Raw genomic sequence first — 2,995 nt, forward strand, 5'->3', positions numbered from 1 at the left:
GGAAACTTCAGGGGTGGTCCGGGGGGAGTGCAGAGGGGGCCTCGGAGGGGCAAAGCCCCTAACAGGCCCCCTCTGCCGCCCGCCGCGCAGGCGGCCCAAATGAAAATAAGCCAAAAACTTCAAATGGCAGCGGCCTGCATTTTGACCGTGCAGCCATACAGAATGCGTATTTCAATGTGCTGCGGCATTCGGCGTGCATTCGCTGTGTTCACAACGATACGCCTTGGCGCTCACGCGTCTGCCGCTCACTTCGCAGGCGGCAGAGCGGTCAGAAAAATATCTGCCGCGTCAGGCGTTGATGCCAAGATCGGCAAGCATCTGATCAAGCCAGACGATCATGCGATCGCGCAGTTCCGGCTCGGCATAGTGCACACATTCGCACCGCATGCGTCCTTTGGCCCGAACCAGAAGTTCCATCCGCAAAGAATCTTCTTCAAGTTCCAGTCCGAAAACGTGCGGGCCGCAGCTTTCGGTGTGCTCTTTTTGCAGACCGGAAAGCAGTTCTGCGGGTGCGGGCAGCCAATACAGACCCTCAAGACCGGCTTCAAGCTCCATTTCTTTGAGTCTGGCGGCTATTTTTGCCGTGTCCTCGGGCGTGAGGTCGTCGATGCCATACCAGCGCATCAGTTTTCCTCCGAGTAAATACAGCCTGTTTTATCCAGGTTGAAAATGCGGCGCATGATGCTTATGCGGGGGCCGTTGCCTTCCTGAGACATGCCGCCATGCTTGAGAAACATGATGGGGTCGTGGTTGAGCTTGCGCACCAGTGCGCCGGCCATGGCTTCAAGGGCCTCCCGCGTATTGTCGTCCACGGGGCCAAGGCGCTTGAGGGTTTTTGCCAGTTCCTCTTCCGCGGCGCGCTGGCCTTTTTTGATAAGGTCCACAATGGTGGGCTGCATGTCCAGAGCAGCCAGCCAGCGCGAAAACTGCACCACTTCTTCGTTGACGATCTCTGCCGCCTTGGCCGCCTCATCGCGCCGGGTGGCGAGGTTTTCTTCGACAACTTCCTTGAGGTCATCAATGTCGTACAGATAGACGTTGTCCAGACCGTTGACATCTGGATCAATGTCGCGTGGGACCGCAATATCAATAAAAAACATGGGCCTGTTTTTACGGGCCTTGAGGGCTGCGCGGATGTCGCGGGCGCGGATAATGGGTTCCTGCGAGCCGGTGGAAGTGATGATGATGTCCACATCCAGCAGATGGCGCGACATGTCTTCAAAGGGAATGGCGTGTCCGTTAAACTGCTTTGCCAGTTCCTCTCCGCGCACAAGGGTGCGGTTGGCCACAAGAATTTCGTTAATTCCGGCCTGAAGGAGGTGCATGGCGGCCAGTTCGGCCATTTCGCCCGCTCCCACAAGCATGGCCTTGTGTTCGCGCATGTCGCCGAAAATGCGTTTTGCCAGTTCCACGGCGGCATAGCTGATGGAAACCGCGCTGGAAGCCACGGCGGTTTCGGTGCGCACCCTTTTTGCCACCGAAAAAGCCTTGTGCAGCAGCCTGTTGAGAATGACACCCGTGGCCCGGCTTTTTACGGCCTTGCGGTAGGCGGTTTTCAACTGGCCGAGAATCTGGGGTTCGCCCAGCACCATTGAATCCAGGCTTGACGCCACGGAAAACAGATGCCGCACTGCCTCAAGGTTTTTATGCACATAGACGTAGGGCCTGAGATCCTCAACGTCGCTTTCCCTTGCTCCAGCCCAGTTGCGCAGCACCTGCTCCGCCACTTCGCCGGTTCCTGCCGCCAGGATTTCCACGCGGTTGCAGGTGGAGAGTATAATACTCTCGCTAACCGCGCCCGTACATGGCAGAGCCCAGTGTTCTTCATCGCAATGATTGGCAAGGGCGAAGCGTTCGCGCACATCCACTCCGGCGGTGCGGTGATTCAGGCCCACAAGAAAGATATCACAGTCCATAGTTCATGCCCAAGTCAGCGCCGGGTGAATGCGTGGTGCGTCTCCATAAAGGTATTCACCACAATGATTGAAAAAAGACACAAAATAAAAATAAAAACCGCCAGTCGTGCCGGTTTGCGGCCTCTCCACCCCTTGGTGATCCTGTTGTTGAACAGTACGGAAAACAGCATCCAGATGACGATGCTGATAACTTCCTTGGGATCGCCCGTAACGGTAGCGCCAAATACGGGCTTTGCCCATACAAGGCCGGAAATTATGCCCAGAGTATACAGAGGGTAGGCCACAACCGTAGTGAAGGCGTTGATTTTGTCAAGCATGGTGAGGGCGGGCATGTCCTGCCAAAAGCCCTTCATATACTGCTTGCTCTTGATGCGCGCTTCCAGAAAAAGAAAAAGTGCTCCGGCCGCGAAGGCCAGGGCCAGCAGGGCCAGGCTCAGAAAAAGCGTGCCGATGTGCAGGGCGTAAAAAGGCGCCTTGAGCGAAGGCGGAACCTGGACAACCGCTTCAAGATACGGGGCCGACATGGCAAAAAGCATAAGGCCAAGCGGTGAGGCGAAAATAAGCGGAGACTCCTGCCGGAGTTTGCCCCAGGCCACCAGTCCGCACAAAACCACAAACCAGGCCATGAGCTGCAGGTATGCCCCAAGGCTCAGCCCGCCGGGCAGGGCCTTGTGAAAGCCCGTAGCCAGAGAGATGGTCTGAAAAATAAAACCCGCGCCCGCCAGCCAGCAGCCAAGCTTTCGCCAGAAAGGGCTGCGCGCCACCATGCCGACTATGCCGGACACGCTTGCAAGGCCGTACAGCAGCAGCGTGACACCGGTGGAAAATTCAGGGGAGATCATAAAGTAACTCCGCTATATGAGCGTGCAATTCCGTCGGCAATTCCGCCAACAGCCACTGGCGGCAGTTTTCCATTTCCTTTTCCTCCAGCCATTGCTGCAGGGGAGAGGCCGCCAGTTTTCGGAACAACTCGGTATTCTGCCCTGTCTTGCCGCCCAAAGCAAGAACAAGCGGCCGCAGACGACCCATCAGACAGGCCATGCGTGCGCGGGGGGCCAGCCAGCAGGCCAGTTCGCCTT

The 2,995-nt window shown here is 57.1% G+C and carries 3 protein-coding genes and 1 pseudogene; all 4 read right to left on the reverse strand.

The genetic code is table 11. The annotated features are described in order from the left end of the window. Positions 1-288 precede the first annotated feature (288 nt). Positions 289-624 carry a hypothetical protein gene (locus V6C07_RS04740; protein ID WP_333535220.1) on the reverse strand — a complete coding sequence of 112 codons (336 nt, stop codon included), beginning with the start codon at positions 622-624 and terminating at the stop codon, positions 289-291. After that, on the reverse strand, positions 624-1,916 hold the full coding sequence (gene hemA / locus V6C07_RS04745) for a glutamyl-tRNA reductase (RefSeq protein WP_333535221.1): 1,293 nt from the start codon (positions 1,914-1,916) through the stop codon (positions 624-626). Before hemA ends, V6C07_RS04740 begins: the two co-directional genes overlap by 1 nt. A 14-nt stretch (positions 1,917-1,930) precedes the next feature. Continuing rightward, entirely contained in the window at positions 1,931-2,758 is an 828-nt protein-coding gene (gene ccsA / locus V6C07_RS04750; RefSeq protein ID WP_333535222.1) for a cytochrome c biogenesis protein CcsA, read from the reverse strand. Next, a pseudogene (locus tag V6C07_RS04755) lies at positions 2,745-2,995 on the reverse strand (precorrin-2 dehydrogenase/sirohydrochlorin ferrochelatase family protein); the annotation flags it as partial. The gene ccsA and the pseudogene V6C07_RS04755, both read right to left, overlap by 14 nt.

This window comes from Desulfovibrio sp. 1214_IL3152 (assembly GCF_036763055.1).
GTDB lineage: Bacteria > Desulfobacterota > Desulfovibrionia > Desulfovibrionales > Desulfovibrionaceae > Desulfovibrio.